This window comes from Sphingobacterium chuzhouense (genome assembly GCF_014692525.1).
GTDB lineage: Bacteria > Bacteroidota > Bacteroidia > Sphingobacteriales > Sphingobacteriaceae > Sphingobacterium > Sphingobacterium chuzhouense.
In genome coordinates, this window is record NZ_JACNYL010000001.1 from 285,487 (window position 1) to 311,568 (window position 26,082).

20 protein-coding genes are annotated in these 26,082 nt (G+C 42.0%); 6 read left to right on the forward strand and 14 right to left on the reverse strand.

Going from position 1 to position 26,082, the window contains the following annotated elements; all coding sequences use genetic code 11:
* Nucleotides 1-91 precede the first annotated feature (91 nt).
* Genes H8B21_RS01225 through H8B21_RS01235 form a run of 3 tightly spaced genes read left to right on the forward strand, consistent with a single transcriptional unit; the run spans nucleotide 92 to nucleotide 5,336 of the window.
* Nucleotides 92-2,656 carry a phosphocholine-specific phospholipase C gene (locus tag H8B21_RS01225; protein WP_190311977.1) on the forward strand — a complete coding sequence of 855 codons (2,565 nt, stop codon included), beginning with the start codon at nucleotides 92-94 and terminating at the stop codon, nucleotides 2,654-2,656.
* A gap of 44 nt (nucleotides 2,657-2,700) precedes the next feature.
* On the forward strand, nucleotides 2,701-4,074 hold the full coding sequence (locus tag H8B21_RS01230) for an FAD-dependent oxidoreductase (RefSeq protein WP_190311978.1): 1,374 nt from the start codon (nucleotides 2,701-2,703) through the stop codon (nucleotides 4,072-4,074).
* Nucleotides 4,071-5,336 carry an MFS transporter gene (locus tag H8B21_RS01235; protein WP_190311979.1) on the forward strand — a complete coding sequence of 422 codons (1,266 nt, stop codon included), beginning with the start codon at nucleotides 4,071-4,073 and terminating at the stop codon, nucleotides 5,334-5,336. The genes H8B21_RS01230 and H8B21_RS01235 overlap by 4 nt, the downstream gene beginning before the upstream one ends.
* Nucleotides 5,337-5,535: 199 nt before the next feature.
* On the opposite strand, the gene tsf is transcribed toward H8B21_RS01235, so the two are convergent.
* The 4 genes from tsf to rplM form a co-directional block, all read right to left on the reverse strand.
* Nucleotides 5,536-6,372, reverse strand: a complete 837-nt coding sequence (tsf, locus tag H8B21_RS01240) for a translation elongation factor Ts (protein ID WP_190311980.1) — start codon at nucleotides 6,370-6,372, stop codon at nucleotides 5,536-5,538.
* A gap of 182 nt (nucleotides 6,373-6,554) precedes the next feature.
* On the reverse strand, nucleotides 6,555-7,361 hold the full coding sequence (gene rpsB / locus H8B21_RS01245; protein WP_190311981.1) for a 30S ribosomal protein S2: 807 nt from the start codon (nucleotides 7,359-7,361) through the stop codon (nucleotides 6,555-6,557).
* Nucleotides 7,362-7,379: 18 nt separating this feature from the next.
* The gene (gene rpsI / locus H8B21_RS01250; RefSeq protein ID WP_165293825.1) at nucleotides 7,380-7,766 is read right to left on the reverse strand and encodes a 30S ribosomal protein S9; all 387 of its coding nucleotides are present in this window, start codon (nucleotides 7,764-7,766) and stop codon (nucleotides 7,380-7,382) included.
* A gap of 11 nt (nucleotides 7,767-7,777) precedes the next feature.
* Nucleotides 7,778-8,221: a 50S ribosomal protein L13 gene (rplM, locus tag H8B21_RS01255; RefSeq protein ID WP_165294080.1), complete on the reverse strand. Its 444-nt coding sequence runs from the start codon at nucleotides 8,219-8,221 to the stop codon at nucleotides 7,778-7,780.
* 139 nt (nucleotides 8,222-8,360) lie between these two features.
* Here rplM and H8B21_RS01260 point away from each other — a divergent pair, with 139 nt between their 5' ends.
* The 3 genes from H8B21_RS01260 (at nucleotide 8,361) to H8B21_RS01270 (ending at nucleotide 11,421) form a co-directional block, all read left to right on the forward strand.
* Nucleotides 8,361-9,437, forward strand: a complete 1,077-nt coding sequence (locus H8B21_RS01260; protein ID WP_190311982.1) for an SGNH/GDSL hydrolase family protein — start codon at nucleotides 8,361-8,363, stop codon at nucleotides 9,435-9,437.
* Between the two features lie 48 nt (nucleotides 9,438-9,485).
* Nucleotides 9,486-10,580, forward strand: a complete 1,095-nt coding sequence (locus tag H8B21_RS01265) for an AI-2E family transporter (protein WP_190311983.1) — start codon at nucleotides 9,486-9,488, stop codon at nucleotides 10,578-10,580.
* A 97-nt stretch (nucleotides 10,581-10,677) separates the two neighbouring features.
* A complete protein-coding gene (locus H8B21_RS01270) occupies nucleotides 10,678-11,421 on the forward strand; it encodes an SDR family NAD(P)-dependent oxidoreductase (RefSeq protein WP_190311984.1) in 744 nt (247 codons plus the stop codon).
* Between the two features lie 137 nt (nucleotides 11,422-11,558).
* Here the strand turns inward: H8B21_RS01270 and H8B21_RS01275 are convergent, their stop codons facing one another.
* The 10 genes from H8B21_RS01275 to H8B21_RS01320 form a co-directional block, all read right to left on the reverse strand.
* Entirely contained in the window at nucleotides 11,559-12,863 is a 1,305-nt protein-coding gene (locus tag H8B21_RS01275) for a bifunctional folylpolyglutamate synthase/dihydrofolate synthase (RefSeq protein WP_223814765.1), read from the reverse strand.
* A gap of 7 nt (nucleotides 12,864-12,870) precedes the next feature.
* A complete protein-coding gene (locus tag H8B21_RS01280) occupies nucleotides 12,871-13,692 on the reverse strand; it encodes an energy transducer TonB (protein WP_190311985.1) in 822 nt (273 codons plus the stop codon).
* A gap of 107 nt (nucleotides 13,693-13,799) precedes the next feature.
* Complete coding sequence (locus tag H8B21_RS01285) at nucleotides 13,800-14,207, reverse strand: ExbD/TolR family protein (protein WP_190311986.1); 408 nt, start codon at nucleotides 14,205-14,207, stop codon at nucleotides 13,800-13,802.
* Between the two features lie 11 nt (nucleotides 14,208-14,218).
* Nucleotides 14,219-14,911: a MotA/TolQ/ExbB proton channel family protein gene (locus H8B21_RS01290; protein WP_190311987.1), complete on the reverse strand. Its 693-nt coding sequence runs from the start codon at nucleotides 14,909-14,911 to the stop codon at nucleotides 14,219-14,221.
* Between the two features lie 42 nt (nucleotides 14,912-14,953).
* Nucleotides 14,954-16,036 carry an HU domain-containing protein gene (locus H8B21_RS01295; protein ID WP_190311988.1) on the reverse strand — a complete coding sequence of 361 codons (1,083 nt, stop codon included), beginning with the start codon at nucleotides 16,034-16,036 and terminating at the stop codon, nucleotides 14,954-14,956.
* Nucleotides 16,037-16,076: 40 nt separating this feature from the next.
* The gene (locus H8B21_RS01300; RefSeq protein WP_190311989.1) at nucleotides 16,077-17,816 is read right to left on the reverse strand and encodes a TonB-dependent receptor; all 1,740 of its coding nucleotides are present in this window, start codon (nucleotides 17,814-17,816) and stop codon (nucleotides 16,077-16,079) included.
* Nucleotides 17,817-17,832: 16 nt separating this feature from the next.
* Complete coding sequence (locus H8B21_RS01305) at nucleotides 17,833-20,862, reverse strand: tetratricopeptide repeat protein (RefSeq protein ID WP_190311990.1); 3,030 nt, start codon at nucleotides 20,860-20,862, stop codon at nucleotides 17,833-17,835.
* 244 nt (nucleotides 20,863-21,106) lie between these two features.
* Nucleotides 21,107-22,045, reverse strand: a complete 939-nt coding sequence (locus H8B21_RS01310) for an aspartate carbamoyltransferase catalytic subunit (protein ID WP_190311991.1) — start codon at nucleotides 22,043-22,045, stop codon at nucleotides 21,107-21,109.
* A 22-nt stretch (nucleotides 22,046-22,067) separates the two neighbouring features.
* On the reverse strand, nucleotides 22,068-22,613 hold the full coding sequence (gene pyrR, locus H8B21_RS01315) for a bifunctional pyr operon transcriptional regulator/uracil phosphoribosyltransferase PyrR (protein WP_190311992.1): 546 nt from the start codon (nucleotides 22,611-22,613) through the stop codon (nucleotides 22,068-22,070).
* A gap of 51 nt (nucleotides 22,614-22,664) precedes the next feature.
* Nucleotides 22,665-25,694: a glycosyltransferase family 117 protein gene (locus H8B21_RS01320; RefSeq protein ID WP_190311993.1), complete on the reverse strand. Its 3,030-nt coding sequence runs from the start codon at nucleotides 25,692-25,694 to the stop codon at nucleotides 22,665-22,667.
* Between the last annotated feature and the right edge of the window lie 388 nt (nucleotides 25,695-26,082).

Here is a 26,082-nt window from a genome sequence, read left to right on the forward strand (position 1 = left end):
TGTTACAAAAGTCTTATTGAAGAACGCCATTAAACTTCATACAATGGATACAGAACTGCATTTGATTACAAATTTGAGTAAAAAATAAAAAATGAGTAAAGAAACTAGAAGAGATTTTATTAAGAAATCGGCCTTATTAACTGGAGTAGCAGGATTATCAACCATTTTACCACAATCAATTCAGCGTGCTTTTGCAATAAATCCCGAAATCGGCAGCACATATTTGGATGCTGAACATGTGGTCATGCTCATGCTCGAAAATCGGTCTTTCGATCACTGTTTCGGAACCTTAAAAGGTGTACGCGGATTTAACGATCCGAGAGCTTTGACATTAGCCAATGGTAATCCTGTATGGCTTCAGAGCAATAAAGCAGGTCATACTTATGCTCCTTTCCGACTAAATATATATGATACAAAGTCAACTTGGATGGGCGCATTGCCGCACGGCAGACACGATCAAGTGGATGCTTATAATGAGGCTAAATACGACAAATGGTTGGACTTTAAGCGTTCCAGCAACAAAAAATACGCCGATATGCCGTTGACCTTGGGATACTACAACCGAGAAGACTTACCTTTTAACTACGCCATGGCGGATGCTTTTACCATCTGTGACCAGAACTTTTGCTCCGCGATGACCAGTACCCATCCCAATCGGCTTTATTTCTGGACAGGTACTATACGAGATCCCAGAGATCCGAATACAAAAGCTTTTATCCGGAATCCCGATTTGAAAACAGGCGAAATGACCTGGAAAACTTTTCCGGAAAGGTTAGAAGAAAATGGTGTTTCATGGCGTATTTATCAAAACGATTTAGGTACCGGAGGAGGATTTCAAGACGAAGAGCGCGCATGGGTGTCAAATTATAACTGCAATCCGCTGGAGTTTTTCCCGCGCTACAACGTGAAATTCTTTGACCGTAATATCAAAAGTCTTCAAAGACAAGTAGAGACGCTTCCTGTAGAAATTGATGTTCTCGAAAAAAATGTTTTCTTATATGATATTCATACCGAGAATTATAGAAAGATAAGAGAGGCCATTAGTATTAAAAAGAAAATATTGGCGGATGCACAAAAAGAGATAGAAAAATTTACCCCAGAAAACTTCGACAAGTTATCCAAAAAAGAGAAAAACTTATATTATAAAGCCTTCTCGACGAACAAGCAGGATCCCGACTTTCGTAAACTTACCACGGTAAACAATGAGGACAGCGAAAACAGTAAATCCTTTGAGGTTCCCAAGGGGGACCTGTTCTATGAGTTCCGAAAGGATGTCAATGCTGGCAGCCTCCCAACAGTATCTTGGCTGGTGGCTCCCCACTATTTTTCAGACCACCCTTCCAAACCGATGTATGGTCCCTGGTATATCTCCGAAATTCTAGATATTTTAACGAAGAACGAATCTGTCTGGAAGAAAACGATCTTTATCGTAACATATGATGAAAACGATGGTTATTTTGATCATGTACCGCCATTTACGTCCCCGGATCTAAGCAAACCGGACGGTGGAAAATGTTCCCGAAACATTGACCCTAAAGCAGAATATATACAGGTAGAAGATGAGCTAGAAATGGGCGTCTCGAAAGGGGGTGCAAGGGGAGCACCTATTGGTCTCGGATACCGAGTACCATTGTTGATCGCCTCCCCTTGGAGCCGGGGAGGCAAGGTATGTTCCCAAGTTTTTGACCATACTTCTTCGTTGTTATTTCTTGAGCACTTTGTAAATGAGAAATTCGGTCTGGCAATCAAAGACGAAAACATCAGCGAGTGGAGGCGCACCGTATGCGGAAACTTAACCGCTGCCTTCGATCCTTATGATAGTTCAGAAAGCGACCGGATCGCTTTCCTAAAAAGAGATCCTTTTATCGGAAAAATCAGAAACGCAACCAATAAACCTGTACCTACTGGCTATAAACGCTTCTCGACATCGGAAATAGAGGAAATAAAACGTGCTCCGCACCAATCTGCTTTGTTGCCTAAACAAGAAGAAGGTATTTGTATTTCTTCAGCTCTGCCTTATGAACTATATGTAACTGGTTGCTTGAGCAATGACCGCAAGCAATTTACGATAAATATGCACGTTGGAAAAAATGTTTTCGGAAACCGGTCAGCGGGATCGCCATTTAGTATATACGCTTCCAATGGATTCCGGAATCGGGATGGAAAATACGAAAAAATGAAAAACTGGCAATATGCGGTTACTGCTGGCAATACGTTAAACGATGAATGGACGATTGATTTTTTTGAAAATAAAGACTACCACCTAACGGTGTATGGTCCTAACGGCTTCTACCGGGAATTTAATGGAAATCAAGATGATCCGGAAATAGTGGTCGAATGTGTCTATGAAAAGGATGCCTCCAATCCTCGAAAACTTACGGGCAACATCCAATTAGTTTTTCAAAAAATTAAAAACAAAGATTTCAATATATCAATTAAAGATAAATCATATGGAGCTCAGACAATCAACAGGAAAGTTCGTGAGTCTGATAATCAAATTGTAATCGACCTCCATAAAAGCTTCGGTTGGTATGATTTTGAAATTCAAATTCAAGGTTACAAGAACTATAAACAACGATATGCGGGTCGAGTAGAAACAGGAAAAAGAGGATATACAGATCCGGTTATCGGAGGACTTTCTAACATCGCGAAGTAATGCTTCGCTTATCTAATATTCATATTTAAAATACATAAATAAAAATGGGCTTAGCAAAAAAACTAAATAATTATGATGTGATTGTAGTTGGCGGTGGGCCAGGTGGAATTCCCGCAGCCATAGCTGCAGCAAGGCAAGGAATGAAAACACTACTAGTCGAAAGACAGGCTTTTTTAGGCGGCGTAGCGGCTACGGGACTCCCTGTATTGGCTTTCTATGATCGGACCGGCAAGCAGGTCGTAGGTGGCATCGGTGACGAGATAATCAAAAATCTGTCTAAAATTGGTGGGAGTTTCGAGGGCCATATCCCCTGTCCTATCCACAATTCATTTACACCAGTCAATCCCTATCTATTTAGAAATGTCGCTGCGGAAATGTGCGAAGACGCGGGTGTCGACTTACTATTCTCAACAGAAATACAAGACGTTTTCGTGCTAGACGGCAAAGTAACAGGTGTTAAGCTTTTCTCTAGAAGTGTAGTTTATGACGTAGATTGTACCATTTTAATCGATGCCACTGGCGATGGTACCGCGGCTTCCCTCGCCGGAGCCATCTACGAAATGGGCGATGCAAAAAAGGGAAATCTTCAACCGGTTTCCCTGATCTTCAGCTTAGGGAATGTTGATATCGATGAGATGCTAGCCTACATCAAGACCAATCCGGAAACATTTGCCACCCCGGACACCTACGGGGAAGGAATCGAATATACATTGGATTACTTTTTGGATTCGCAGTCGTTTTATTTTACCGGCTTTGAGGAGTTTATCAAGCAAGCCAAAACAAACGGCGATTTTGACATCCCTCGGGACCGCGTTATCTTTGCAAAACAGCCGAATAAAAATGAAATAGTGGTCAATGCGACCCGGGTGACCCATGTCGACCCAACAGATCCCCAGAGTGTCAGCGGCGCAGAAATAGAGGGGCATCGACAGGTGCAGATGCTCTTGAATTTCTTCAGGAAGTACTGTCCCGGTTTTAAAGATGCATTTCTGGCGAATATAGCCTGTTGCACCTATGCCCGTGAAAGTAGAAGGGTTGTAGGTCTTAAGACGATCACAAAAGCCGACATCGACGAGCTTCTCGTACCTGAAGATACCATAGCACTGGCCGGTTATAATGTCGACATCCACCAAGCAGGAGTCGGACTAAACCTGCTTCCTGCTGCACATGCTATTGGTATTCCCTATGGCTGTCTGGTTTCCAAAAATATCCGTGGATTGTTAACGAGCGGCCGGTGTATCTCGGTGGAACCTTATCCCTTCGGGTTGACCAGGGCAATGGCGACCTGTATGGCCATCGGGGAAGCAGCCGGCACAGCGGCATCCCTTGCGGTACAAAATAATACTGACCTTGCGGATATAGATGTAAAGACGCTGCAGCAGCTATTGGAAAAGAATAACGCCATCGTGTCGATATGAGCTTAGCTAGTAGTATATCGTCGTCCATCCAGCCTACAGGAAGGCGTTGGATCATTCTGGTGATTATCTTTTTCGCTACGGTCGTCAACTATTTTGACAGGCAGATTCTATCCGTGCTTAAGCCGTTACTGAAAGAATCATACAACATCGGTGATGACGGCTATGCAGTCATCGTCAATGTATTTACCGTTTGCTATGCAGCGATGTACCCCGTTACTGGATGGCTAGTCGATCGATTCGGTCCAAAATTGGTTATGTTTTTTAGTATATTAGGATGGTCTGTGGCAAGTATTGGAGGTGGACTGTCGGCGACAATCAAACAGTTCACCTTTTTCCGAGGTATGTTAGGAATTGCAGAACCAGCCATTTTTCCCGTAAAATTACGAACCGTAACGAGCTGGTTTTCGGGTAAGTTAAGAGCCACCGCCAACAGCTTATGCGAATCAGGTTCTTCTATAGGCGCATTAATTGCACCTCCGGTTGCGGCGTGGATCGCCATTCAATATAGTTGGCAAGCTGTCTTCATTGTTGGTGGTGCAGCGGGATTAATCATTGCGATATTGTGGATTATTTTTTACCGAAATCCACCGGCATCTATAGCGCTGGAAAATACAGGGACAGCAAAAATAGATACCAGTCCTGCATTCAAATGGGGGCAGCTTTGGACTAAGAAAAGCTTGTGGGGTGTACTTCTTATCCGATTAATCAGCGACCCGGTATGGTATTTTTGCTTATTCTGGTTTCCAGGGTACTTACAAGAGAACATGGGTTTGTCGTTGGCACAGATGGGCATGGTGGGCTGGATACCGTTTCTTTTGGCTGATCTAGGAGCCATAGGCGCGTCGGCGTGGTCAGATAAAATGGTCAGACAAGGTAAAGCTCCTTTACAGGCACGACGGATCATGCTGACCTGTTTTGCATGCATCGCTCCGATATGTTTACTTACGCCACTCATTTCGAATGCGTATATCGGAATTGCTATCTTTAGTTTAGTAGCCATCATGTGCCTAAGTTGGTTATTCAACATCAACATCGTCGTCGCGGAAACCTTTCCCGTGAAGAATGTTGCCGGTGTACTAGGGATTGCGGGTGGATTTGGTGCTGTTGGAGCCATTGTATTAAATTATTCTGCCGGACAATTATTAGGCAATCTGGGTGCAGAAAAAATATTTCTGACCCTTAGCATTCTACACCCCATTGCGGTATCGATTTTATGGACAATGATTAAAAAAGAAAAACCATCAGCAGATACCCACAATTAATACTGTCCCCCGACCCCTAAGGTATAAGACCTAGAAATTTGGAAAGGAGACGTGAATAAATATCTGGTTAATATCGTTGGCGTTGCAATGCCATAATTGGATACCCTATACGGATGCCCCTATGAAAAAAAGCCTGTTCGAATAAACGAACAGGCCTTGTTTTTGTACGGGCAAAATACCTTTCTCTCGCCCCAATAAATTACGCACCTAACTGCACGCGTTTGAATGCTGTAACAGTCAATCCTTTAGAAACTGAATCTAAGAATTGAGCGATATTCTTAGAAGAGTCTTTCACGAACTCTTGGTTTAGCAAGGTTGTATCTTTGAAGAATTTGTTCAATTTACCCTGTGCGATTTTTTCGGCCATTTCAGCAGGCTTACCTTCTGCGATAATTTGTTCTTTCGCGATAGCAATTTCACGATCAACGATCTCTTGATCTACGCCATCTTTATCGATCGCAACAGGGTTCATTGCAGCAATTTGCATAGCTACATCTTTACCCGCTTCGTCAATACCTGCTACATCAGCAGAAAGACCAACCAATACACCTAAACGGTAGTTTCCGTGAATGTAGGCTACCACCTTCTCAGCAGAAACAGCTTCGTATTTAGAAACATCAATTTTCTCACCGATCACACCAGTTTGCTCGATTAAAGCATCGCCAATTTTTTTACCGTCCAGCTCCAAAGCTTTCAATTCCTCAACGGAAGCAGGGCTGTTCTGTAAAGCAATGTCAGCGATTTTTTCTGCGAAAGCTACGAAGTCTGCATTTTTTGCTACGAAGTCTGTCTCACAGTTTACTTCCACTACGATACCTGATTTACCATCAGCCGCCGCCTTAGCGATAACCACGCCTTCGTTAGAATCACGGTCCTGACGGCTAGCGGCAACTTTAGCGCCTTTTTTACGCAAGTAGTCGATAGCAGCTTCGAAATCACCATTTGATTCCACTAATGCTTTTTTACAATCCATCATACCAGCGCCAGTTTGTTGACGCAATTTGTTTACATCTGATGCAGAAATTTGTACTGACATGTTTTTATTTCTTTAATAATTTTTAATACTCGAAGGCCCGACAAGTATAGCATATATATACAACACAGGCATTAATCTTTTGTTAAATAAAAGAGAAAACCGGACAAACTTATGTAGACTCTTTGAAGCGGTACTTCAGAAAGGCTAACACTTGTTTATCCGGCTTTGATACAGAGAGGATATTATTCTCCGTCTTTTGCTTTACGAGGACGTTTTCCAGCGTTAGCTTCTTCAGCTTCACCGTTGTCTACTGCAGCCTTAGCAGCCACAGCTTCTTTTTCAGCTTCTTCCTCTTTATCGCGTTTGCGTTCATCCAAACCTTCTTGGATTGCTTTTCCTATAATACTCGCGATTAAGCTAATTGATTTTGTAGCGTCATCATTTGCCGGAATAGGGAAATCAATATTGGAAGGATCAGAGTTTGTATCTACCATTGCAAAAGTAGGGATATTCAACTTGATTGCTTCAGAAACCGCAATGTGTTCTTTTTTCACATCGATGATAAATAAAGCAGCAGGCAAGCGGTTTAAGTCAGCGATACCTCCTAAAAGGCTTTCCAACTTCACGCGCTCACGTTGAATCATTAACTTCTCTTTTTTAGACAATACGGCGTATGTACCATCTTTTTGCATCTTGTCAATGTTGGACATTTTCTTGATAGACTTACGTACTGTTGCAAAGTTTGTAAGCATCCCTCCCAACCATCTTTCTGTTACGAAAGGCATGTTGACTGCTTTCGCTTGCTCAGAGATAATTTCTTTTGCTTGTTTTTTCGTAGCTACGAATAATACTTTACGACCTGATTTTACGATTTGTTTGATAGCTGAAGCAGCTTCTTCTAGTTTCGTTAAAGTTTTGTTCAAGTCGATAATGTGGATACCATTGCGTTCCATGAAAATGTACTTAGCCATTTTCGGATCCCACTTACGAGTAAGGTGACCAAAGTGAACACCTGCATCCAATAGTTCTTGATATGTTGTTCTTGCCATTTTTTGATCCTCCTTTGATTAACGTTTACTGAATTGGAATCTTCTACGTGCTTTACGACGTCCTGGTTTCTTACGTTCAACCATACGGTCGTCACGTGTCATCAAGCCTTTCGCACGTAATGCTGGTTTAACTTCTGGGTCTAGTTCTACCAAAGCTTTAGCGATTGCTAAACGTACAGCTTCGGCTTGGCCTTTGACACCACCACCATCAACGTTAACTTTCACATCAAAATTTCCAGCAGCACCCGCTACCTCAATAGATTGGGTAACGATGTATTGCAATGGCAATGTTGGGAAATATTCTTTATAATCTTTACCGTTTACGGTAATGTTTCCGCTACCAGCAGATAAGTAAATGCGGGCAACAGCTGTTTTTCTTCTTCCTGAAGTATTCGTTGTTGACATGTTTGCTCTCCTTAAAATTTAACTGGTTTCGGTTTTTGAGCCTCATGTTTGTGCTCTGTTCCAGCATAAACATAAAGGTTTTTAAATAATTGACGACCTAAACGGTTTTTTGGTAACATCCCACGTACTGCCTTTTCGACAAGACGCTCTGGGTGTTTAGCCAACAACTCTTTTGGAGAGATAAAGCGCTGACCACCTGGGTAGCCTGTGTAGCGTACGTACACTTTGTCGCTTAACTTGTTTCCAGTCAACTTAATTTTGTCTGCATTGATAACAATCACGTTATCTCCACAGTCTACGTGTGGGGTGAACTCCGGCTTATGCTTGCCACGAATCACTTTTGCAATTTGGCTTGCCAAGCGCCCCAAAATCTCTCCTTCAGCGTCAACAACAATCCACTCCTTGTTAACGGTGTTTTTGTTGGCAGAGACAGTTTTGTAACTTAACGTATTCACTTGCTTTTGCTTAAATAAAATAATTAATAAAATGTTCTATCCTCTTGTAATCCCTACAATAAGGTCTGCAAAGGTACAATAATGGATTTGAAAATACAAAACATTTTATCTAAGTTTGGAAAAACCTACTTGATATTATATGCAAACGAAGTACCTTTTTTATATTATTATTGGGTTGTTAAGCAACCTTACCAGTGTAAGGGCTCAGCAAGTTATCCCATCATCCAAACTTACTATTCAGGGCCGGGCGTTTGCGGAAAGTCCTGGCTTTCATCGGGTAGACACCACAAAATATCATGATCTCCCCCCGGCAGTAAAGAAATTATATACACATTCGGCGGGTCTGTTTGTCACGTTCCGTACGAACAGCACCAAGCTATCCATCGACTGGGAAACAGTGGATGCAGCGTTGGGTAACAACTCCACGCCTATCATGTCTCGTGGATTTGACGCCTACGTAAAAGAATCCAACGGTTGGCGTTTTGCCGGCGTAGCACGTCCACATCTAAAGAATGCAGAAAGCAGTTTTACTGTGGTCGAGAACATGGAGAAAACAGAAAAAGAGTTCCTCCTTTATTTTCCACTTTATAAGGGACTCCGTTCGTTTCAGCTACAAATAGATGAGGGAGCAACATTCACCCCAACTGTACAGAAGTACGATAAAAAGATAATTGTGTACGGTTCTAGCATTGTACACGGAGCATCAGCCAGTCGCCCGGGTTTGGCATATCCCGCTAAGATTTCCCGCAGCATAAATGCTGATGTCATCAACATGGGAGTAAGTGGAAACGCGCGTATGGAACTGGAGGTTGCAAAAATGATCAATGACATCAAGGATGTGGATCTTATTGTTATGGATTGTGTGCCTAACAGTTCGCCCCAACAGGTAAAGGAACGCACTTTTGCTTTTGTACAAGAACTTCGGAAAGCACATCCGAACACCCCAATCTTGCTGATAGAGAGCATCACTAGGCAAATCGGAAATTACGACCAGAAGTGGAAAGAGCGGTTACAAGAACAAAACGCTAATTTCAAAACGGAATACGATCGGTTGGTTGCTGCTGGTTATAAGAACCTTTTCTACATCCCTACCGACCACCTTATCGGAGATGATTATGAAGGCACCGTGGACGGCACGCACCCGACAGACGTAGGATTTGAACGCATGGTAAAAATTATCCAGCCGGAAATTGAAAAAATATTGGATCTCAGATAGATGAAAACTAACCCTAATTATGTATTTTGTGTGGTATAGCGACAGGCGATGAAATACAAACAAATTAACAACAACTCCATCAATCAGATTATGTTGATCATTATCATTGTATTGATATTGATTCTCGTTTTCAGTAATCTATCCTATTATTTACCTGGTTTTTTAGGCGCTATTACGCTTTACATACTATTCCGTAAGTCCTATTTCTATCTTACGGACGTTCGAGGTTGGAAAAAATCATTGACCAGTATCTTTTTTATCGTGCTTTCGATCGTATTTATCGTATTGCCCCTCTGGGCGCTTATCGATTATCTGATTGCACAGCTCAACAGTTTTCTAGGTAATCGCGAAGAAATTATTGAGAAATTCAACATGTTAAAGGAATATATGGCCGACAAACCCCTTTTAAGGGATATCGACATGTCAGATGCTGCTTTATTAGCTTTTCTGCAAAATTTGACCCGCTATGTACCTAGCATCTTAAATTCTGTTGCTGAAGTGGCGGTCAATATTATCGTAACGCTCTTTGTCCTGTATTTTATGCAGGTACATGCAAAAAAGATGGAAATCACGATTTACCGTGCTATTCCATTCAGCCGCATAAGCAAGCAGGAGATATGGGACGAAGTAAATATGATGGTTCGTTCAAATGCGCTAGGAATTCCTATACTTGGATTTTTCCAAGGTGTAGTTGCCATGGTAGGATATTGGATTTTCGGCGTCGAAAGTTATATCTTGCTTGGACTATTGACCGGTATAGCATCTATCATCCCTATTTTGGGAACTATGACTATTTATGTTCCCATCTGCCTCATCTCATTCGCAACAGGTTCTCTTGGCAACGCGATTGGTTTGACCCTTTACTGTTTCTTTTTGGTAGGAGGCATCGACAACATTCTACGCTTTACTATTTTAAAAACCATCGGAAATGTCCCACCTATGATCACGGTATTTGGCGTGTTATTAGGTTTAAATCTTTTTGGTATGCTTGGGCTTATCTTTGGCCCCTTGATTCTCTCTTCCATTGGAGTATTGGTCAAAGTATACAGCAATGAATATGGTAAAGGCATCGTGCGGGATTATAGACGTACGCGCATACCACAACAAAATGATTCGCCTCCGATAAATACAGATAACGAATAATAAGAGATGATTTTGTGACAACATTCACTTTTTCACATTACTTTCATCATCCCTGCTCCATTGTTTTTTGCTTAAATTAGCAAAAAAAGGAGTAGTTATGAATGAATTAGATAATAAAGTCGCCATCGTTACAGGTGGTGCATCTGGAATCGGAAAAGCTATTGTGCAGGCTTTCGTAAAAGCGGGTGCTAAGGTAATAGCTGCCGATTTAAATGAAAAATTAGGAAATGAAATCGCTGCCAGCGACCCAAATGGTAACATCATATTTGTTAAAGCTGACGCTGCTTCACCAGAAGACAATAAAAAGCTTGTAGATGCTGCTATCGAAAATTTCGGGGCACTGCACATCGCCGTCAACAATGCCGGTATCGGCGGAGCGTCTGCTATTGTAGGTGAATATCCATTGGAAGCCTGGAACAAGGTGATCGATATCAATTTAAATGGTGTATTTTACGGTATGCATTATCAGCTCCCAGAAATCGAAAAAGTGGGCGGCTCTATCATCAATATGGCATCTATATTAGGACAGGTGGGCTTTGCCCAGTCGTCAGCCTACGTTGCTGCTAAACACGGTGTTGTGGGTCTTACCAAAGCCGCTGCATGGGAATACGGTACAAAAGGTGTCCGAATCAACGCTATAGGCCCTGGGTTTATCTCCACACCACTTGTAGACAATGCCTTGGATAAGCAAACACTAGATTATCTTGCTACACAGCATGCAATGCAGCGGTTAGGAAAACCCGAAGAGGTTGCTGAGCTGACATTGTGGTTAGCATCGGATAAATCCAGCTTTGTCACTGGTTCATATTATCCTGTCGATGGCGGTTATTTAGCGAAGTAAGTGTAAATACAACATTATCTGAACTATGACCAAACGATTGTGGCAAGAAACATGATTTTTTGAAAAACCATTTAACCGGAAAGCGGGTGACCTGTGTGTCACCCTTTTCTGTTAGGTATACCAGCAGACTTCGCAGCTCATTTATAATCCTTCAACACATCCGCGACCACAAAATTGCTTCCCCCAACAAAAATTAAATCGCTTTCTTGATACGCTTCTTTTGCCGAAGCCAGAGCATTATTTACAGATGGATAAGCATCTCCAGCCAATCCATATCGTTCGGCCTTAATTTTCAATTCATTCGCAGGCAATGCGCGTGGCATATCTGGACTACAGAAATAATAAACAGCATCCTTCGGGAGCTGGGGAAGCATGTGGCTTAAGTCTTTATCACGCATAGCTCCGATAACAACATGTAAATCATTATGTACCGTTGCCTGGATATTAGCCATCACCTCGCGAATGCCATCTTCATTATGTCCCGTGTCACATATGATGAATGGATCTATTGACAGCGTTTGCCACCTTCCTTGTAACCCGGTATTCTGCTCGACATGGGCGAGCCCTTCATGCAACTGCTCTTCTCCAATCGCCCACCCTCGTTCCCCCAGTTCATCCAACGCGGTCAATACTCCTAAGATATTCTTTTGTTGATAACGCCCCGCCAGTCCAACATATACCTCTTTAGTCAGATGATGTATGTTATCCACTATCCTCAATATTAAACCTTTACCGCTACGTTCACAAGACTGTACAGTTAATTCTGTTGAAGCAAAACGTAGGGGAGCATTCATTTGGCGTGCTTTCTGTTCAAAGACATACGCTATTGTTTCGTCTCGTTCCGATAGAACAACTGGCACTTGCAGTTTGATGATACCGGCTTTTTCGCCTGCTATTTCTGCCAATGTATTTCCGAGCAAATCGGTATGATCCATACCGATATTGGTGATCAAACATAACTCTGGATGCAAAATATTGGTACTGTCCAGTCTTCCTCCTAATCCTACTTCGATAACAGCAACATCTACCTGCTCCGTTGCAAAATAATCAAACGCCATAGCTACGGTCACCTCAAAAAAAGAAGGTTGTATTTCTTCTATCAAGACACGGTGTCGATTAACAAAATTTATCACGTTTTCTTGCGGAATCATCTCTCCGTTTATACGGATACGTTCCCTAAAGTCAACGAGATGGGGAGATGTGTATAATCCGGTTTTGTATCCAGCGGAAGCCAAAACAGAAGCCAATAGGTGGGATGTGGAACCTTTTCCGTTTGTTCCGGCGACATGGATAGATTTAAATTTTGTATGAGGATTGCCCAACGCCTGGCAAAAACGCACCGTGTTGTCAATATCTTTCTTGATTGCGCTTGCACCATCACGGGTAAACATGGGTAATCGAGCAAACAGATACTCGATTACCTCATCATAAGTTCTTATCATGGAAAGACTACCTTAACTTGAAGTTGAAAACAATGATCCCCGTTTGAGATTCTGGAGCATTTGGCAATTGGTTTAAACGCGCTGACATCATCGCACGCTCACATTTCTCCAATAGAGCACGGCTCGATATTGTTGTTCCTCTTACGCCCGCCCGCGCATGCGTAACTACACCATTTTTGTTCACTCTAAACTCTACCGCTACCCGACCGGCTTGCTGGCCATTGTCGTCTATGTTAGGTGGTACTTCAAACCGTCTATTGGCGATCGATAACATCATATTTCCATCTCCAGACCCTCCTTCACCATAATTGCTTGCCAACGGGTCACCTAGATTACTACCTTGATTTCCAGCTGTTGTTCCGGTTCCGTCACCTCGGCCCGCGGCATTATTTTGCTTGCCTTTATATAATGCGTTCGGATTCACTGCAGGCTTAGACTCTTTCTTTTCCGGTGTAGCAACATCTGCATTTGCCTGTACTGGCTTTTCCTGTTTAGGCACTGCCGGTGCGTCATCCATATCTTGTGTAGCAACTACCTTGTCCGTCACCTGCTGCGACGGCGTAGGCACAGGGGTAGTATTCGGATCTACTTTATCGGGTTGCACATTATTGGCCTCCTCACTCATCGATGGCTCGTCGACACTCATATAGTCATCTCCCATTCCTTCATCGGCGGTACCATAATTAACAATGATACCCCCCATACCGTAACGTGGAATATCTCCCCCAAAAACGATAAAGAAGCCAATCAACACGAATAAACCCATCACTGCAGTCGATAAACCGAGTGCCTTGGGCATATTATTTTCCTCTTGTGAATGATAGTACATGTCTATTTCATCTATTTATTTTCTTTCAATGGTTGATGAGCACTGTCCCGATAAGTCGAAATCAGTTTCATTACCTTTTGACCATATGATTGCCAAATCGTTTAATCCTAATCTTTCTTAGGCTCGGTTGCCAAAACCATCCTTACGCGATTCCTATTCGCTATATCCATTACAGAGATAACATTTTGGATAGGCACTGCGCTATCTGCATACAGCATTATCGTCAATTCTTCGCCACTGGCTATATTCGACTGAATAAGAGGTTCCAATTGCTCTAAACTGACAGGTTGTTTATCTACATGATATATCAAGTCTGACGTAATCGAAACAGTCATGGTCTTTTTTGCTACGGATTGCTCGCCTGCACTGGATTTTGGCAACAACAATTTGACCACTTGTGGGTTCGCCACAGCAGAAGCCAACAAAAAGAATAACATCAAGAAGAACATGATATCGTTTAGTGCCGCTGTGTGCACCTCCGCTGTGGGCTTATGTCGTCTATTTCTTAAATTCATTGTACAAAGTTTTACGCTCCCGGCTCATCCAATAAATCGATAAACTCAACTGCTTCTGTTTCCATACGAAGAATCAATCGCTCTACCATCATATTCAACGCATGATAACCGATATATGCCAAGATACCTACCGTCAATCCACTGGCCGATGCAATCATCTTCACGTAAAGACCACCCGAAACTGTACCAATGTCTATACCGCCAGCCATTTCTACTTCACGAAAAATCTGAATAACCCCAAAAATTGTTCCTACGAATCCCATCATGGGTGCGATACCCGCCACAATACCCAAAATATTGATATTTTTCTCCAACTTGGAAACCTCCAGTTTACCGGCATTTTCTATGGCTCCTTCGATATCTTTAATCGGTCTTCCTACTCGAGCTAACCCTTTTTGGAGCATCCGGCCCAAAGCTGAATTACTTGAACGACACACAGCAATTGCAGCATCCAAGCGCCCAGACATCACATTACTCTTCACCTGCGACATCAAACCCGTGTCAGATTTTGTCGCTTTCCTAATCGTTATATACCGTTCAAAGAAGATCACCAACGCGAGAAATAAAAGAAACGTGATGGGAATCATGATCCATCCACCTTTCATTAACATCTGAATCATGTTTAGGTTCTCTTCTGCCGTTGCTAACTCTAGTGTCTGCTGTTGAACTGTGTTCAACGAATCCATACCTTGCATAAATGACATTGTCTTTCTTATCTAATTGTTTATTTTTTTTATTTGTTAACCCTATCTTATCTTATCCGGCCAAGCATCCCTTATGTGATGCCTTTGCACATATTTTAATGCCGAATCCACCTCCTGTTTTGTTTCATAAGAATCCCAAATTACTTTCTTGCGATTCTTTGCCAGGTTACTCGGAATGACCCTTACCCGAGGAAACCCGGCTTTATTATATGATTCCGCTTGTTCGTAAGCCTGTGCCAACGTTTTATGTGATCCAATGACAATCTGCCACGTGTGGTGTTCAGGAACCAACGGCCCCTTCTCTATTGCTTTTAATTTGGCACTATCTACAGGATGCTGTGTCAATGAATCAGTGACCTTTGTAGAATCTCCCGCCAGAGAAAGCGCTGTTGTATCTTGTCCGCTCAGATTCGAATCAACGGTCGTCACGGGTGTCTGTTTTGACGTCGCTGTCGGTTGGTTTTGATTTGCTAAATACAACGCGACCATAATACCCAAAGCGATCAATACGATAATGACGTACCATATCGTGTTACTACGTGATGCTGATACTCCCTTTTCGTCAACAACAGTTGGTTCCACAATATCTGCTGCAACAGGTTGTTCTATCTCTGCTGTTACTGGTATTTCCTCTTGCGGTTCATCAACTACAATAGGCATCTCCTCCTCTACAGGTTCTACGGCCTTTGGTTGCTCTGGCTCTAGTGTATCCTCTTTGACAGATCGCGGTTGCCCGGCTATTGCTTCTACAGGTTCATAATGGAAACCCGATAGATCCAATGCTTTGAATACATAACTATCTCCATAACTTACCAAATGACCTAAATCGTCTAGCTTCGCCTGACCATCTTCTTGTACACGACGAAGCAAATCTGCCACTTGTAACGCCACCGCTTCCCCCGCCTCCTTCCGGTCTATAAGCTGGAGTTGTTGTATATATTGGATAAAATCGTATCCTTGCTTACTTGTTCTATCGAAATCGATATAGGTAATAGGAGGAAGATAAACATTCCGCTTCTCATCATACGTTGCCGGCGTATGATTCCGCCTAAAGGAGCCCAACCCTTCTACATATACCTCGGATTGCCTTTTTAACAGATTATAAACGTTTTTACCTAAATTCATCCTATTTTCTATTAACTTACAAAGTTATAATGTTCTGCGATTAAAATGAAAAATTTACTCCTCCGAGCACGTTAAATCCGAGTTTTGGATAATATAAATATGTTTGGTATTCTGTATTAAAAATATTGTTTGCTTTCACGAATAGTCCGAGTTGTTTTGTTGCTTTATACTCAGCCCCTGCGCTCAAGTCGAAGAAAGATGGGATTTCTTTTCTATAATAGTCATCTGCTGAAATCACACTTCCCGTAGCCGGATCATAGTCAAACGCTTTCGCGTAAGAAATACCGTGAAACAGTGCTTCTGCGTCTATATATAGTTTTTCCGAAATATTAAAGCGAGCATTTGCTGCCAAACGTAATTTTGGCGTATGCCAAGCTTCCTCCTGCTGGGCTGCCGTATACTGGTCAATATTCAAGCGACCACCTAAATTCACCAATTCGGAAAGACGAACGTTAAGCTCTCCCTCTATCCCAACGTGTTTTACCGCTTTATCTCCATCTCCGTCATATACCATACCGAACTGGAAAGGTCTCTCCATATCGTTCACAAAGAAAGGCATGCCTTCCAATTGCCGGTATATCGCTTTTACTTTATAGCCAAATGTTGCTCCGGCATTTCCTTTGATCCCTCCAAAGATGTGTAAGCGCTCTACCATATTTTGGATGGCGAGATTGGGCCCTAAAAATGGATTTTGTCTAGCAAATTCACGATAAGATGCTTTTTTCACTCCGCCGTTCACTCCTCCAAAAATATGGAAGTACTCCGGTGCTAAAGCGAAATCCACTTCAGCAGATGGGAAAATATTGAAGCTCGTGCTATCGCCAAACTCGGGAATAAAGTTAGCTCCTAACGTAATCGCGTAGTTATCACCTTTAAAACGGATATACGGATTTAATACCGCCAGGGAGTTCTTCGTTCTTCCACCATTGGCTATATTGTTCGTACCATCGACACTGTTAATATCCACGCTCACATTTGCACCAACATTGAAAGCGTTCACGCGCTTATTTAAATAAGCGGATAATGCGACCGATGTTTCCTTCGCATCAAACTTATCGCTAAACGAGTAAGCGTCCAACTTTGCCGAGTAGCTTACTGCCTGATCATCATTCGGATCGTAATTGCTCGTTAATTCACCGGTAAAATAAATATCGTTGAATGCTTGACTTTCGGGTGACGGGTTTAGGGTCGTCGTACCATCATCTGCGAATGGTATCCCGTAAAAGTTAGTGGCATAGCGGTTATAACCGACCAAACCATCTACCGTAAATAGCGGTAAAATTCGTCTACCGAATACACCTACTTCCTGGCGCGAAAATTTCTGCCCTTCCAAGCTACCTTTTTGGCTTAAATGCTTTAGGAAACCACCTACCTGCATATCCTCATATTCATCATAAGAGAAATAACCTTCGCCTAAGATCGTATTGAAATTTCCTAAGCCAAACTTCACATAGTTGCTTCGTAGATCTTGCGCTTGTGAAAACGGTGTTTCCTGTACGTCCAGTTCTTTTAATCCGGTATTGATATCCAACTTTTTGTCCGGTATATTTCCGTAAGACAGCTTTGGCATGTAGCTGCGTTTGTTTGTCATATCCGGACTACGGCGAATCTTAACCGCATCCGCAAGAATAGGTCTATAGTCACGGACGATATCAAAAGAATCGATCGTTACCGGTCTGTCCGGAACGGTATCCCGCTGCTGTGCATATCCCTCCACACCTATACCAAGTAACAACGCCATGATAGCGTAATTCTTAAATACTGTTTTATGCTTCATCATTCTTTCCTATTCTTACTTATTTCATTTTTTGTAAACGAGACTTCGCTTCTTTTAGCACGCCGTCCTCTTCATTATCATAATTATCTATTACACTTTCCAATGTTGACTTCGCTTGGAAGGAATCGCCTTTTCCTGAATAGGCATCTGCCATGAGGATGAATCCTTTCGCTACCCAATAGTCATACGAAGAAAAGGTATTGGAAATATCGAATGCTGACTCAATCGCTTTATCGTATTGTTTCGCTTTCAGTTGTTGCTCCGCTACAAGATATCTCGCTTCTGCACCGGTAATCGTATTGCTCTTCAACGCCGCCAGATTAAATTCTTTCAGCGCTTCCGCCGGTTTATTGGTAGCCACATAAGCTTTACCGGAATAAAGATGAGCAAGCGCGATATCTTCTTCCGAAGATTTATCGTGTTCTTTTAGCAATTTCGCATAAGTCTGTGTCTCTGCATAGTCGCCTATATTATAGTAAGCGATCAACTGGTTTTTGATTGCAAAACCGTAATTCGACTTATATTCGGAAGTCAACTCTAGCTTTCGCAACACCTGCACGGCTTCGTTGTATGCCTTTTTGTTTAGGTGTAATTTGGCAACACTAACCAATGTTTGTTCGGTATAAGCACTTGTCCAATCGTTCATGATAATATTAAAATCATGAAGGGCTTCATTATCCTTTCCTAATCGCGCATAACTTTCTCCTCGGATAAAGCGTGCGTGTTTTTCCTGAATTGGTTTCGGAAATTTATCAAAATAAGCATTGATTGCTTCGACTGCTCCTTGATAGTTGCCCCTGTCAAATAATGTCTTTGCTACACTAAAGGTATGAGCATCCTGCTCCGCAGTACTTAAATCGCCAATGTTGGTACTCGTTGCGTAACGAATATATCCCGTAGCATCTCCTTTATCCAGGTAGATATTCTCGATAGAACGCATGGCTTGCTGTGCCTCATCAGTTATTGCGTATTGATCTACTACACGTTGAAAAGTCTTTAATGCCGCGTCGTTATCATTTTTGTTATATTGTACCAATCCAATCGTCACGAGTGCACGCGGCACATAACTACTACGCGGGTAATCTTCTACCATCTTCTGTAACCCATCAATCGCACGGTCATGATCTCCCATTAAGAAATAGGTATAGGGAATCTCAAAAGCTACATCATCTGCATAATTTGATTTCGGATACTTCGCTACAACCGAATTTAATGTAGCGATTTTCGAATTGTTATCTCCTTGTAGCCCCTGTATAATCCCTCTTTGGAACAACGCGTAGTCTTGGCTTGCCGCATTAGAGCTAATTAGCCGATTATAATACTCCATAGCCCGACCGTAGTTTTTCATACCAAAATAAGAGTCTGCTAAACGAGCAATAGCATCATTACGTGTATTCAGTTCAATTCCCTCTTTACCACCTGTAGCCAAAAAGCGTTCAAAATAATTCGCTGCGGTATTATAACGATCGTTACGGAATGCCGCATAAGCTAATGCGTAATTCGCATAACTATAGACGTCTGTTTTGCGTGCCGCTGGCAATTGCATGAACTTATTAAAATTGGCCACTGCCTCGCCATATTTACGTACTTCGTACATGGCTTCGGCTTTCCAGTACAACGCCAATGCATATATCTCTTCATCGTATCGGTGGGCTTCGGAGCGCATAAACATGGAGATGGCATTCTCAAAAGCACGTTCGTTGTAGAACTCCAGTCCACGATAATAAGTCACCTTTTGGTAAGCTGCATTTGCGTCCCGACCGCGTTTTCCAATACTCTCCAAAATATCGACCGCAGCACGGTAGTTTTTTGTACTCAACAACACCTCTGCCAATAGTGTTTTTGCTTCTTCTAAACGCGCTGAACGTGGATATGTATCTAAATATTCCTGCGTCGCATCCAATGCTACTTGATGAAACTCCAACTCGTAAGACAGCTTAGCGTAATTAAAAAGCCCCTCTTCTTTAAGCTCTGGATCAAAATCTAATTTTGAAGCTCTAAAAAAAGCGTTACGTGCACTTTGTTTATTTCCGGTTTTCAAAAAAGCATCTCCCAGCGTCATCATCGCACTCTGATAGTAGGCATCTGGCTCACTCAGCTTTTCCAGCTCGCTGATGGCTTTATCATAGTCTTTCAGTCTATAAGCAATATAACCGATCTGATAGCTATCCTGATTGTTCTGTGTTTTGCCTTGATCCTGAGCCTGAAATTTGTCGTAATAACTTTTTGATTTTTCTAAATCTCCTTTGATGAAATAGGTTGCCGCCACAATACGGAAAAGCTCCGTTTCGTTCTCTTGCTTGGTACGATCCAAAATAGGCAAAGCGTAGTTCAATACGTCATCGTAACGCTTGTCCAAAAAGTAAAGCGCCGTAATATAATAAGGATAGCTGTTTTCGTACGTCTTCGATCCTTCTAGTCTTTCAAACTCATTTAATGCTGTTTTGTATTCAGCATCCAAATAACTCAAATAAGCGTAGTAATAGATAGATGCTTCTTGATACCGCCCACTTTCGTCTTTCAACCGTTCAAAAAGTGGCTTAGAAGCTTCGTAGTCATTGGTCATAAACTTTGCATAAGCCAATTTGAAACGGTATTCGACATTTTCCGCTCCCGCAAGATTCTTGCTATCGATTTTCTCAAACCACTCGATGGCCTTAGTGTAGTCTTTCTTCGCGTAATACGACCGTCCTATCTGAAAATAGGCAGCTTTAGAATTCGCGCTGGCCGGATAGTCCTTGATGTATTTCAAAAAACGGGATTCGGCATTGGTATCCCCCAACTCAAGAGCACAGATTGCCTGATAAAAACGAACATTTTCTTTAATCAGCGTAAGTTCTTCCGTTTCGTCCAGTTGCAAGGTAGATTTAGTTCGAATGTCTTCCACCCGATCAAACTGCTTTGCAGCGGAGCTAAATTTCCCTCTTTCAAACAACTCCATTCCAGACTTGTATGCATTGTTTATCTGTTGCCAGGCCGTCTGCTGTCCAAACACCGTGGTTCCCATTAAACTCAATGCCACTCCTACACCATAAATTTTCTTATTCATACTGATGAATTATTCAACAACTAAATCTTCGCATTATACATGAAAACGCCTCACCTCAAGGCTCAATTCTTCAGGATACTAAATTATAACTAAACTTTCACGTTTTCCTCAAAAGTTCTTAACATCTGTTGGTAACCATGCAATTATAACGAACTTTTTACCCAAAAAATATGCCCAACTTTTAAAAGTTGGGCATATTTTATTTTTTCATATTTTAGTAAACCCAAAGATCAACCTTTATATTTTACCCCCGTTGCCCTGCAAGCAGATAAAGTACAGCCATACGTACTGCCACTCCGTTTTCCACCTGCTCCAAGATAATAGAATGTTTACTATCAGCTACATCCGATGTAATCTCCACCCCCCGGTTGATAGGACCAGGATGCATAATTGTAATCTCTTTATCTAAGGAATCCAATATGTCTTTATTGAGCCCATAAAGCATGGAATATTCACGCAATGAAGGGAAATAGCCTATTTCCTGTCGCTCGAGCTGAATACGTAACATATTAGCCACATCACACCACTGTAAAGCTTTACGTAAATTATGTTCCACCTTAACACCAAGTGAACTGATGTATTTAGGAATAAGGGTCGTAGGGCCACATACCATTACCTCTGCCCCTTGTTTCTGCAAGCAAAGGATATTCGATAAAGCAACACGTGAGTGTAATATATCGCCTACGATGGCTACTTTTCGTCCGGCAACATCACCGAACCGTTCCCGAATAGAAAAAGAATCGAGTAACGCTTGTGTAGGATGCTCATGGGCGCCATCTCCAGCATTGACAATTTGTGCATCGATATGTTTGCTTAGAAAGATACCGGCTCCGGCGTAGGGATGCCGCATGACGATCATATCAACTTTCATTGCCAAAATATTATTGACCGTATCAATCAGGGTTTCGCCTTTACTAACAGACGAAGAAGAAGCTGCAAAATTAATGGTATCAGCAGAAAGGCGTTTTTCCGCCAGTTCAAATGACAAACGTGTACGTGTAGAATTTTCGAAAAAGACATTTGCAATGGTAATGTCTCGTAGGGAAGGCACTTTCTTTATCGGACGATTTAATACTTCCTTAAAATTTGCCGCCGTATCTAAGATAAGCTGGATATCATTTTCATTCAAATCCTTTATTCCTAGAAGATGTCTTGTACTTAGCTGCTCAATTGTAGTTGACATGTTGTGAAAATTTTCTTTCGCTTTATTTCTTTTCCGTAATCAGCACAATGCTATCTGCTTCGTCAATATCCTGCCAGCTCACAATCACTTTTTGTGAATCTATGGAATCCACCTGTATCCCGATATAGTCGGGTTGAATAGGTATTTGACGAGAAAAACGACGATCGACAAGCACAAGGAGTTCCATTTTTCCGGGTCTACCAAAAGCTTGTATGGCATCCATAGCTGAACGAATAGTTCGTCCAGTCCACAGCACATCATCAATCAAAATAACGTTTTTATCATCCACCATAAAGTCGATATCCGTACTATTTGCCGCCAATGGATTAGCACCTTTCATTCGAAAGTCGTCCCGGTAAAACGTAATGTCCAAAATACCCAACTGTACCTCCACACTGGTCATTGCTTTAAGTTCCTTTTGAATACGTTTCGCCAAATAGGTACCACGTGGTTGAATCCCGATGAGCACGGCATTAGAAAAATCGCCATGATTCTCAATCAGTTGTTGGCAAAGACGCTTAATTGTTATTTGAAATTTGGCTCCTTCTAATAAAATGGATTGTTTCATTACGGGAATATTTAAGCAAAAATAACGTATTTTTTTGGGCTTTTCTTGTTTTTATTCTCCTGTTTGTTCAAAATAGTGTCTATACGCATTATATAATTCGTCAACTTGCTTTTGCAATTCGGGTTGATTGACGTCATCCAACATTTGTTTATATCGCTGAATCGACGCCAATCCGAAACGCATATTCCGGTATTCCAGATTAGATTTCGTTTGGGCAACCGCTTCGTAATAAGCCATGTTCTCCCGGATAAATGTTAAGTTCCGCTGTGTGATTTCATTGGCCTTAGCAGTTTCGCCTAGTTCATACATCGCACCCAAAAGTGGTACATACCCCATTACCTCTGACATGAGAAAAGCTCTTTTTGGCATATTTTCATACGCATCTAACACTAATTTTTTCGCTTTCTCCTTTTCGCCTGCTGACAATAACTGCTGTGCTGATTGACCATATATCGATCCCACATACATACTGATATAGCGATAAGAGTCCGGATCTATATACGATGCGTTTCCGATATTGCCCCATGAAAATTTATTCATCACATTATCATAGATCTGATCTACGTTCTCGATCGTCGAAGGATCCCCTTCCTTCAATCCGAAATCGACCGGCATCAAGCGATAAGCAAATCCTTCGTTCACCAGATACCTATCTAGCCCCATATAGTTGCTTTCCGGTGTCGTAATTGTATAATAGATAGGGCGTTCCCAATTATTGTTTGCCAGAATCGCTAACATAGAAAGTTCTGCACGGCTCGCATAGTTCTGGCTATAAGTCCAACGCATAGTATCCACAATAGCGGATTCCCATTCTTTAGGGACAACATTATTGGCCAATACAGCTTGTTTATCCACCGTTAATTCCATTTTCTTAGTTGGCAGCACGTTAACGAATTCACCGCTTTGCAACTGAGCTTTATTCTGCGGGTTGTCAGACAACATCACTTTCAGAAGGTCCTGCACTGGAATATATCCCGGAATATTATAATCTTGATAATAAATGACATCGCGCACGCCGTCTTTAATCAATTCCGGATCGATATTGATCGGCAATGCATCGGCATCATTGACTTTCTTCATCATCTGTTTCATATACCAATCCGCACTAAGCAAACTCAAATTGACAACACGAACGTCCGTACGGAACCCTTCAACCTCTTGCACGTACCATAGTGGATAAGTATCGTTATCACCATAACTGAACAAAATCGCATTTGGCGCACAGGATTCCAAGTAATTTCGAGCCATATCGCGAGCCAATGACTTCTCCGAACGGTTGTGATCGTTATAATTCTGGGCAATCAAGATGACCGGGCCTGCCAAGACGCCCACAATTGCTGCGGTATACCCAGCAACCTTAAGATTCGTCTTCTTTCGGAGAAAATCCGCAATCGCCATGACACCTAACCCAATCCAGATACTGAACGCGTAAAACGAACCGGCATATGCGTAATCTCGCTCACGCGGTTGCAGGGGATTTTGGTTCAAATACAGCACGATGGCAATACCAGTAAAGAAAAACAATAGACCTACTACACCGGCATCACGCTGCCGTTTCCCAAAATGCCAAAAAGCGCCTAGTAATCCCAAGATAAGCGGAAGGAAAAAATAGGTGTTACGAGATGGATCTGTTTTAGCCGAGGTCGGCAAGACGTCTTGTCCGCCAACTAACATATTGTCGATTGGTTTGACACCACTTATCCAATTTCCTTCCGTAAAAGAGCCATGTCCCTGCTGGTCATTTTGGCGACCGGCGAAATTCCATAGAAAATAACGCCCATACATATGTCCTATCTGATAACCAAAAAAGAACTTTAAGTTATCCGCAAATGTCGGTGTTTCGTTCGGCCCCAAGCCCAAATATTCGCGATAATATTCGGGATGGCCTCCTTTATCGCTATAGATCCGCGGAAATATGGTTTCTCGATCGTAACTATATACCGGATTACGTTTAGCAACTACATATTTAGACCCATCCTTACGATACACTTTCTTGCCGTCCTCTACTCCTGTTGGGCGGGCGTCAAAGAATTTCCCCTTAAAAAGAGGTTCATCACCATATTGCTCCCTGTTCAAATAACTAAGGAACGAAAACGCATTGTCCGGATCACTATTATTTAACGTAGGGTCAGCTTTTGCCCGAATCATAATCATAGCAAAAGAACTATATCCCAAAATAATAAACGCCGTACTGATCATGGCTATGTTTAAGACATATTTCTTATTTTTAGTTGAATAGTAAATCCCATAGGTAAGTCCACCGACAAGCAATAGGATAAAAAATGCAAGTCCGGAGCCAAAGCCTAAACCGAGCGTATTCACGAAAAACAGATCAAAATAAGCCGCAATTTTAACGGAATATTGAATCATCCCCCAAAGGATAAAACCTAATATGACGACACCTACAGCTAATGCTTTTAAAATACCTGGACCCGTACTTTCTTTTGTTTTGCGAAAATAAATAACCAGTGCAATAGCCGGAATAACCAACAAATTCAGCAAATGCACCCCAATGGACAGTCCCATAACGTATGCTATGAGGATAAGCCATTTATCGGCTTGCGGCTCGTCGGCCCGTGCCTCCCATTTTAATATAGCCCAGAATACAACAGCGGTACAGAGTGAAGACATGGCATAGACTTCCGATTCTACTGCGGAGAACCAAAATGTATCCGTAAAGGCGTATGCCAACGCTCCCACCGCACCGGACGCCATGATTAAAAACGATTGCGGTTGACTCACCTCGGCATCGCGAGAAGTACCAACGAATACTTTACGTGCCAAAGCTGTAATTGTCCAAAATAAAAACAGAATAGTTAGACCACTACATACGGCAGAGCCAATATTCATCCAAAATGCAATGCGAGTAGTATCGCCCATGGCCAAATTGGAAAAAATATTTTGTATCATGAGAAACAATGGTGCCCCAGGCTGATGCACGATCTGCATTTTATACGCCGAGGCGATAAATTCCCCACAATCCCACCAACTCACCGTGCGCTCTACCGTCATGACATACATTATCGTCGCGATGATCGCACATATCCATCCCAAAAGGTTATTAATCTTCTTGTAATCCATTCTATACTAGATAAGGTTATTCTAAAATATGCTCCGAAAATAAGGAATACAAACCGACTATTAAATATTATTTGCACATTTTAACGAAGTTTGTTACAAACAACAGGACTACAAGTGGTGCAACAACAGTAGACTAAAAAATATTTCGTTGAGAATCAGTCTGGATATAGGAATTTAGACATTTTTTTTTGTAAGTTTTAAAAACTGACGTATATTTGCATCGTCAAAACGGAAACAAGCTGTTTCGACAAAAGTTTGTCCCATAGTATAAGGGTAGTACAAGTGATTTTGGTTCATTTAGTCTTGGTTCGAATCCAGGTGGGACAACAAAAAAAGAGCGCAGATTTTGCGCTCTTTTTTTGTCTCGTCGATGGCCAACGCACCCACT

Bases quoted from the DNA above. Each gene is read 5' to 3' on its own strand.
- H8B21_RS01225 (WP_190311977.1), top strand. From the start codon at position 92: ATGAGTAAAGAAACTAGAAGAGATTTTATTAAGAAATCGGCCTTATTA.
- H8B21_RS01230 (WP_190311978.1), top strand. From the start codon at position 2,701: ATGGGCTTAGCAAAAAAACTAAATAATTATGATGTGATTGTAGTTGGC.
- H8B21_RS01235 (WP_190311979.1), top strand. From the start codon at position 4,071: ATGAGCTTAGCTAGTAGTATATCGTCGTCCATCCAGCCTACAGGAAGG.
- tsf (WP_190311980.1), bottom strand. From the start codon at position 6,372: ATGTCAGTACAAATTTCTGCATCAGATGTAAACAAATTGCGTCAACAA.
- rpsB (WP_190311981.1), bottom strand. From the start codon at position 7,361: ATGGCAAGAACAACATATCAAGAACTATTGGATGCAGGTGTTCACTTT.
- rpsI (WP_165293825.1), bottom strand. From the start codon at position 7,766: ATGTCAACAACGAATACTTCAGGAAGAAGAAAAACAGCTGTTGCCCGC.
- H8B21_RS01260 (WP_190311982.1), top strand. From the start codon at position 8,361: ATGCAAACGAAGTACCTTTTTTATATTATTATTGGGTTGTTAAGCAAC.
- H8B21_RS01265 (WP_190311983.1), top strand. From the start codon at position 9,486: ATGAAATACAAACAAATTAACAACAACTCCATCAATCAGATTATGTTG.
- H8B21_RS01270 (WP_190311984.1), top strand. From the start codon at position 10,678: ATGAATGAATTAGATAATAAAGTCGCCATCGTTACAGGTGGTGCATCT.
- H8B21_RS01275 (WP_223814765.1), bottom strand. From the start codon at position 12,863: ATGATAAGAACTTATGATGAGGTAATCGAGTATCTGTTTGCTCGATTA.
- H8B21_RS01280 (WP_190311985.1), bottom strand. From the start codon at position 13,692: ATGTACTATCATTCACAAGAGGAAAATAATATGCCCAAGGCACTCGGT.
- H8B21_RS01285 (WP_190311986.1), bottom strand. From the start codon at position 14,207: ATGAATTTAAGAAATAGACGACATAAGCCCACAGCGGAGGTGCACACA.
- H8B21_RS01290 (WP_190311987.1), bottom strand. From the start codon at position 14,911: ATGTCATTTATGCAAGGTATGGATTCGTTGAACACAGTTCAACAGCAG.
- H8B21_RS01295 (WP_190311988.1), bottom strand. From the start codon at position 16,036: ATGAATTTAGGTAAAAACGTTTATAATCTGTTAAAAAGGCAATCCGAG.
- H8B21_RS01300 (WP_190311989.1), bottom strand. From the start codon at position 17,816: ATGATGAAGCATAAAACAGTATTTAAGAATTACGCTATCATGGCGTTG.
- H8B21_RS01305 (WP_190311990.1), bottom strand. From the start codon at position 20,862: ATGAATAAGAAAATTTATGGTGTAGGAGTGGCATTGAGTTTAATGGGA.
- H8B21_RS01310 (WP_190311991.1), bottom strand. From the start codon at position 22,045: ATGTCAACTACAATTGAGCAGCTAAGTACAAGACATCTTCTAGGAATA.
- pyrR (WP_190311992.1), bottom strand. From the start codon at position 22,613: ATGAAACAATCCATTTTATTAGAAGGAGCCAAATTTCAAATAACAATT.
- H8B21_RS01320 (WP_190311993.1), bottom strand. From the start codon at position 25,694: ATGGATTACAAGAAGATTAATAACCTTTTGGGATGGATATGTGCGATC.